This is a genomic window from Frankia sp. AgKG'84/4, from assembly GCF_023242965.2.
GTDB lineage: Bacteria > Actinomycetota > Actinomycetes > Frankiales > Frankiaceae > Frankia.
Genome location: NZ_JALKFU020000309.1, coordinates 1 through 6,208 on the forward strand (window position 1 = coordinate 1; position 6,208 = coordinate 6,208).

Below are 6,208 nucleotides of genomic sequence, written 5' to 3' on the forward strand. Positions count from 1 at the left end.
GGCCTCAGGCGCACCCGGCCCGGCCGCCGGCCGCTTCACCGTCAGCGGCTTCGACCCGCCCACCGCCTGCGGCCGCGGCCCGGCAGGAGCCGGTCGAACGCGCTCAGGTGCCACGTCCGTGGTCATGGGGATGATCGCTGCGAAGGGAGCAGGGACGGAGCTGGTGCCGGCTGAGGGGTCGCCGGCGGGAGGTCCTGCCGGCGCGGAGACCGCGACCGCGGTGGTCAACGCCCGCCGACTGGCCGGGCCCACCTGAGGCTCGTTGGTTCCGCGCGGGTGCCGTTGGACGACGACACCAGGCGAGCCGCGATCGATCTCGACCGGCCGGACAACGCCGCTGCCAGTGGCGACGTCGGTGTCGGCGTGAGTCTGATTGCCCGCTGGTAGCGGCTCCTGTTGGGAACCTGTCGGCGGCCGTGCCGGCCGGGCCGAGGTGGCTGGCGCGGCCTGCTTCGCCGGCGGTTCTGGTTCCTCCGTCCCGGCGGGTGCGGTCCGCGCGTCGGCGTAGTCCTGACCGGCCGGCGTCCGCGGTCCGGCCCCTCGACCGCTCTCCGCTGGCGTTGTAGCGCGCTGGACCCGCACCACAGACGACGACTCAGGCATCGAGCCGGCATCTGCCCGGGCGACCAGGCCCGGCGCGGGCGCCGGCGCGGCTGGAGCGATCTTCGGTGTGCGGCGTAGCGTCGCCGCGACCCTGCCACCGGATCGGCTCGGCGGGGCGACGGCGGTGGTCAGCCGACCCGAGTACGGCGCGGCTACGACGACCGGGCGGTCTGGGGGGTCTGGGCGGTCTGCCCTGGCCCGGCTGGCCCGGCTGGCCCGGCTGGCCCGGCTGGCCGGACTGTCGATAGGCGATGGCGCCGCCGGATGCTCGCCGATGCCCGTCCGTGTCGGGTTCGGGGCGCTCGTCCGCGTCGGCTCGAGATGGCCGGCCGCTGGCCGTTCCACGTGGCCCACCCGCGGCGGGGTCGCGGCGCGGGCCATCTCAGCCGAGCTGGTCGAAGACGACGATCCGGCTGGCGTGGCTCGCGGGAGCGCCGCGGAATCCACGTGCCTGCCGTCTCTGTGCTCCGGCGGAACTCCCAGCGCCGCGGCGGCGCCCGCTGGCCCCTCCGGCCGGGGCCGTGCAGCACGCTGCACGACTGGACGACCGGGTCCGGACGTGCCAGGCGACGACCGACGAACCAACGACGGCGGCGGGGTCGTCGACGGCGATGGGGTCGTCGGCGGCGATGGGGTCGTCGGCGGCGATGGGGTCGGCGATGGGGTCGTCGATGGCGATGGGGTCGGCGATGGCCGAACGGCCGGTGGGGTCAGGGACGGCGATGGCGATGAGGTCGGGCCCGCGTCGGATCGGGCTCCTGCGGCCTGTCGCCGGGCGACGATCGTGGCTCCCGGGGCGGGCGGCGCCACGACGGCCCGGGATGGCGCCGTCGCGTCCACCCGCGCGCTGGATGGCTCCGCGGCGAGCGGCCGCGCGCCTGAGGACCGTCCGGCCCGCGACGCCACACGGGGCCGCGAAGCACTGATCTCAGAAGACACGACGGGCCGTGACGAGACGGAACGGGACGGGATGCCAGGAGCTGAGGGCGGGGATGGCCGGGAGCGCGGCGGCGGTCCAGGCGAGGGGGTGTCGAGGTCCTGCGGGGCGCGCAAGGACTGCGCGAGGCCGGGCGGGGGGGCGGCGACCAGCGAGGCGTCGGGGGTCGGTGGGAGGCCAAGGTCGCGGCCGCCGGGATCCGGCGGGCCGGCGGCGGGGGTCGGGTACAGCAGCGACAGAGATCGGGTGCGGATCAGCGGCTGTTGGTACCGCCGAGCTGACGGATCACGGGAGGTGGCCAGGTTTCGGTGAAAGGCGCGGGCGACGGTGACGCTCGGCGCGTGCAGCACCAGGCGCTGCGGAGGCTGGTCCCGCCACGCCTGGCCGCCACCGACCCCTGCGGCACGGGTGTTCGCGTCCGTGACGGGAGCAGCCGCAAGGGGATCGGTCCCCATGTGCGGCTCGCCTCGGCGGCGCCCGGGGCCGGTCTCGCCGGCTGTGCGGCCCGGCCGCGACCAGCTGATACGCATACTGACGTCAGCTCCCGTCGTGTGCTCGCGCGACCAGGGCGGCCGTCTCGGCGAGGTAGCGCTGACGGTCGGCGTGCTCCAGATCGAGGATGTCCGGGAGCGGCCAGTGCAGGTGGAAGGCGAGGTACGCGGCCTGCTCATGCAGGTGTTCGGCCGCGTACGTCACGATTCCCCCAGGCGGCTCCCGCCGAACTCCACCTCGAAGTCGGTCGCGCAGGACGGGCAGACCACCGCCGCGCGCGTGTGGCCGTCGGCGTTGATGCGCTGGTAGAGGTCTTGCAGGAAGGCGAGGTCGGACGCGAACAGGTTCTCGATGATCCCGTCGTGGATCAGGGGTAGGCCACCAAGGCGCGTCACGACCCTCGCGAGCAGGACGACGGACAGGTAGGGCGGGTTCTCCCGCACCCTGATATCGCGCAAAGGTACTAGCTCGTCACGGGCAGTGGCTAGGCGCATGGAGCCCCGCCGGTGCACCGTGCCGTTCTCATCGACGTACCCGCGGGGCAGATCGAACTCGAACTCGGTCCGCAGCGTTTCGGGCCCGGCCATCTCGGTTGCCCCGGGGCCTCCCGCACGCTGTCCGGCTGTCCCTGCCCGCCCGGCCCGCGCGTCGAGGCCATCGGACGCCGTGGTGGCGAGGTGCTCGGGCGACGGATCGGCGCGCGGGTGCGAGCCGATCGGCAGGGAACGGCGCATCAGCCGATGACCAGTTCCTCGAAAGTGATCGTGACCTGCTCGGTCAGCACGCTGGCCTCACCGGCCTTCGGCGCACCACTCTCGATCTTGCAACACCAGGCGTTACGCAGGTCGTACCGCTTCAACGGCTTGTTCTCATAGTCCATGAACACGATGCTGGCGTTCTTGCGGGCGCTGCTCATGTCGCCGCGCATCGAGTCGTTGATCCAGGAGCTGAAGGACGTGCTGTGCGTCTGCCCGCGGGTGACGGTGACGGTGCCGCCCTGCGAGATACCGGGCATCATCTTCACCGAAGGCACCCCCTTCGGCGAGTTCTGCACGTACTTGATGACGTCCTGCTCGAGGGACAGCGCACTCACCTCGGACAGGTACTCCACTTGGACGCCATCGATCTGAAGGGCGAAGTTGTGGGCGGCGATGGAGTCGCCACTGGACAGGGACATGTCGAGTCCTTACCTTTCCTCGCGCCCGGCGCGGCGCCGGTCGCCCGCACATCGCCGCCCGGGCATGGTCACGCCGACTGGAAGCCGATCCACGTCATTCCTCCAGTTCACCGGCGCCACCGGAGAACTGGGCGATCCGAAAGACCACAAACTCGGCTGGTTTGACCGGAGCGATGCCGATCTCGCAGATCACTCGCCCCAGATCAATCGACTCGGGCGTATTGGTCTCCTCGTCGCACTTGACGTAGTAGGCCTGTTCCGGCTGGGCTCCGAACAACGCCCCCTCGCGCCACTCGTTCACGAGGAAGGCCGAGATGTTGCGGCGGATGCGGGCCCACAACGCATGGTCGTTCGGCTCGAAGACCACCCACTGCGTGCCGATGAGGATCGACTCCTCCAGGTAGTTGAAATAGCGGCGCACGTTGACGTAGCGCCAGGCCGGGTCGGAGGACAACGTCCGCGCGCCCCACACCCGCAGCCCGCGGCCCGGAAATCCGCGCAGGCAGTTGACGCCGACCGGGTTGAGCAGATCCTGTTCGCCCCGGGTGATCCTGGTGTCAAGGTCGATCGCGCCGCGCACGACCTCGTTGGCCGGCGCCTTGTGGACGCCGCGTTCGGCGTCATTGCGGGCCCAGATTCCGGCGATGTGCCCGGACGGCGGGACCGTCCGTGCCCGCCCGGTGCCCGGGTCGAGCACCTTGACCCACGGGTAGTACAGGGCGGCGTAACGGGAGTCGTAGCCGGCCGTCTCCTGGCGCCAGACGTGAACCTCCCGGGCATTGAGGCCCGGCGGCGGGTCGAGGATGGCCACCCGGTCGCCCATCAGCTCGCAATGACTGATCATCTTCGTCTGGACCGCCCGGACCGCCTCCTCGTCCAGCAGACCACGTTCGTAGGCACTCATCAGGTCTGGAACGCTGACCATGGTGATCTCGTCGACCGCCTCGAGCCCGCCGAACCCCGTGCGGTCGGCCGGATCACCGATGTAGTGCGCGGCGGTGAGCTCGCCCGCCCCGTCGGCGCGCGATGCGCTCTCGGGTGCCTCGCGTGGCGCCAGGGGGGTCGGGACGTCGATGGTGGGCACCGCCGGTGCTGGCGGGTCGAGGGTGACGGTCTGGTTGTCCGGACGGGCGAGGCGCCCGACGGGATCGGCCTCGCGGACGGTGATCAGCCGCGAGTTCTCCCGCACGTGCGTGACGACGTAGGCGCGCAGAGATCGGCGGGAGGTCACGTCGTGGCTCTCGACAACCTGGTCGCCGTCGCGCACCGTCAGTCGGAAGCGTTCGGCCCCTCCGTCGCCCTCGGCGTCGCCGACCTCCACCGTGAGGGCGCCGGTCGTACCGGCGGCCAGAGCGGCGATCTCGAACGCGCCAAGCCGGGACGGCACGCCGGCCGTACTGACAAGCGAAGCGGGCTCCGCGGACCCCGCCCGCGCGGGGGCGGCGTCGTTGTTCGTCCGGTCGTGACCCCCACGCGCGGAGCCGGACCGTGCCACGTCGGTGCCGGTGCCCGCCGGCCCATCGACGTCATCGGGCGACCCGCCGACGCGCACCACGAAGCAGGTCGAGCCGCCGTTCTCGAAGTAGCCGTAGACGGCGGCCGCCAGGTAGTAGCCACCGCTGAAGCCGCCGAAGGCGGCCGTGTACTGCGACCAGTTGGTGACCAGGGTCGGCGTGTGCAGCGGCCCGCCCGGAGCCAGGCCGACGAAGGCGGCGACGGCGGTGCCGACGCCCTCGATCGGCCGGGTGCCCCCGGCCACCTCCTCGACGTAGACGCCGGGTGACAGGTACGTCGCCATTGAGCTCCTCTTCGATGCGGATGCCGGGCCACTGCCGGCCGGGAGGGACCTCCCGCTCCCGCTGACGCCGGTCAGCAGTGTCATGGCCGGCGCGCGCCGACGGGAGGATCAACCGGGTCACAGTCGGGGGTAGGCCCGCTGCCCACAGGGGCACCGGCAAGGCCGGGCGAGATCCCCGCACCTGTCGCGCAGCAGCCGGCATTGTCCGGTCCCCGTGATGACGGCTCCTCACCGGGTCCGGGCGGTCCCGCCTCAGTGCCCCCATTACGGACCATTAGGGCATTCTGCCGATGTGGTCGGGCAGCTACCGTGCGTCCATGTCCCTGTGGGCCGTCCTCGAACCGACGGCCGTTTCCGTCCAGGTCGGCGAGTCCGCGCAGGTCCTTCTGCGGATCCGCAACGGCGCCGACGTGGTCGACGAGTTCCGGGTCGAGGTGGTGGGCGACCCGGCCGCCTGGTCCGAGGTCAGTCCGGCGGTGCTGCGCCTGCTGCCGGGCGCCAGCGCCACGGTCACCGTGCGGTTCGCCCCGCCACGTTCCCCCGACTCCTTCGCCGGCCTGCACCCGTATGCGGTGCGGGTCGTCCCGACCCGGTATCCGGATCTGGTCACCGTGCCGGAAGGCATCCTGACCGTCGCCCCGTTCGAGCTCACCGACGCGCAGCTCGTCCCGGCGAAGGTCCGCGGCCGCTGGGGTGCCCGGGTCGGCCTGGCCGTGGACAACTTCGGCAACGCCCCGCTGACCGCGTCCGTCGCCGGCGAGGGTCGCGACGACCACGTCCGGCTCGGCTTCCCGGCGACCTCCGTGCAGGTGGCGCCCGGGCGGGCCGCGCATGTCCGACTGCGGGTGACCCCGGCCAGGGTGGCCTGGTTCGGCCCGAAGACGTCCCACACCTACGGCGTGGTGGTGCGCCCTGCCGGCGGCGAGCCGGTCACCGCGCCGGGTACGTACGTGCAGCGGGCGGTGTTCCCGCCGTGGCTGACGCGGACCGCGGCGCTGCTGCTCGGGGCGGTCATCGCCCTGGTCGCGCTCTGGCAGGTCGGTCAGCCCACCGTCACCTCGGCGGCGACCGTCTTCACGCCATCGACACCGCAGTCCCTCTCGCTACCCGTACCCCTGCCGCCATCGGAGCCGGTGCCGGCGCCCGCACCGGCATCGGCCGCCGCCGCACCCGCCGCAGCGGCGCCAGAGCCGGCACCGAC

The 6,208-nt window shown here is 72.6% G+C and carries 6 protein-coding genes; 2 read left to right on the forward strand and 4 right to left on the reverse strand.

The annotated features are described in order from the left end of the window. Positions 1–256: hypothetical protein (locus MXD58_RS17645; RefSeq protein ID WP_250609596.1), on the forward strand; the 256-nt coding region annotated here is incomplete at its 5' end. Between the two features lie 1,821 nt (positions 257–2,077). Here MXD58_RS17645 and MXD58_RS17650 read toward each other — a convergent pair. The 4 genes from MXD58_RS17650 to MXD58_RS17665 all read right to left on the reverse strand — a co-directional run bounded on the left by MXD58_RS17650 (position 2,078) and on the right by MXD58_RS17665 (position 5,007). Further along, positions 2,078–2,236, reverse strand: a complete 159-nt coding sequence (locus tag MXD58_RS17650; protein WP_248840406.1) for a DUF6760 family protein — start codon at positions 2,234–2,236, stop codon at positions 2,078–2,080. Beyond that, positions 2,233–2,766 carry a hypothetical protein gene (locus MXD58_RS17655; RefSeq protein ID WP_248840405.1) on the reverse strand — a complete coding sequence of 178 codons (534 nt, stop codon included), beginning with the start codon at positions 2,764–2,766 and terminating at the stop codon, positions 2,233–2,235. The genes MXD58_RS17650 and MXD58_RS17655 overlap by 4 nt, the downstream gene beginning before the upstream one ends. Continuing rightward, complete coding sequence (locus MXD58_RS17660) at positions 2,766–3,209, reverse strand: contractile injection system inner tube protein (RefSeq protein WP_248840404.1); 444 nt, start codon at positions 3,207–3,209, stop codon at positions 2,766–2,768. The genes MXD58_RS17655 and MXD58_RS17660 overlap by 1 nt, the downstream gene beginning before the upstream one ends. Before the next feature lie 94 nt (positions 3,210–3,303). Then, a complete protein-coding gene (locus MXD58_RS17665) occupies positions 3,304–5,007 on the reverse strand; it encodes a phage tail sheath family protein (RefSeq protein ID WP_248840403.1) in 1,704 nt (567 codons plus the stop codon). A 317-nt stretch (positions 5,008–5,324) separates the two neighbouring features. Between MXD58_RS17665 and MXD58_RS17670 the strand changes: the two genes are divergently transcribed. Next, the coding region (locus tag MXD58_RS17670; protein ID WP_250609597.1) for a COG1470 family protein at positions 5,325–6,208 on the forward strand (884 nt) is incomplete at its 3' end.

Coding starts and splice junctions, on each gene's coding strand:
- MXD58_RS17655 (WP_248840405.1), bottom strand. CDS start 2,766: ATGCGCCGTTCCCTGCCGATCGGCTCGCACCCGCGCGCCGATCCGTCG.
- MXD58_RS17660 (WP_248840404.1), bottom strand. CDS start 3,209: ATGTCCCTGTCCAGTGGCGACTCCATCGCCGCCCACAACTTCGCCCTT.
- MXD58_RS17665 (WP_248840403.1), bottom strand. CDS start 5,007: ATGGCGACGTACCTGTCACCCGGCGTCTACGTCGAGGAGGTGGCCGGG.